This is a genomic window from Staphylococcus sp. EG-SA-2 (genome assembly GCF_017152085.1).
In genome coordinates, this window is the sequence record NZ_JACYHC010001029.1 from 1 (window position 1) to 795 (window position 795).

The window sequence follows — 795 nt, forward strand, 5'->3', positions numbered from 1 at the left end:
CACTCACAGAATCAGATAGGCTTACACTTGTCGATTTCGAGGTACTAGCTGATGTAGATACCACAATCGATCCTGATGTACTCGTTGATGCACTTTGTGAGTCAGCTTTACTTGTTGAGACACTTTGGGATTGTTGTGTACTTCCTGATGTTGATACGGAATCACTCATGCTATTTCTTGTTACTTCATATTTAAAAGTTGTTGTCGTTTTGTTACCACTCGCATCTGTAGAAACGATTGTAATAGTACTTGTACCAATGTTTGTTGGTGTACCACTAATGGTATTATTTGTACTATCGAATGTTAGTCCAGATGGCAATCCAGTCACTGTATTCGTCACCGCATTTCCACTGTTGTCCTGCGTAGCAATTTTAATCGGTGATATTGGCGAATACACTTCTGATGATTGATCTCCTATTGGTGTCACTGTTGGTGCTGTCGTATCCACAACATTTATTGTAAAAGTTGTCGTCGATTTATTGTTTGCTTGGTCAGTAGACACAACTGTCACTGTTGATTGACCAATTTTCGTTGGCGTCCCAATGATTGAATTCGTTGCACTATCATAACTTAATCCGCTTGGTAATCCTGTAACTGTATTTGTCACAGTCCCAGTACCATTATCCGTTGTAGTCAACACAACAGGATTCATTGTTTTACCCACTTCAATGGTTTGATTGCCTACAGTTACAGTTGGTGCTTTTACATCAGTAAAATAATATGTCACTGATTGTCCAGCATTCGTCATTTTTACAGTTTTATTTGTATCATTATAAGTTGACGCATATGAACTAT

General features: G+C 38.2%; 1 protein-coding gene. It reads right to left on the reverse strand.

Annotated elements, in window-relative coordinates:
* The coding region (locus IDG60_RS17595) for an Ig domain-containing protein (RefSeq protein ID WP_206160999.1) at positions 1-795 on the reverse strand (795 nt) is incomplete at both ends.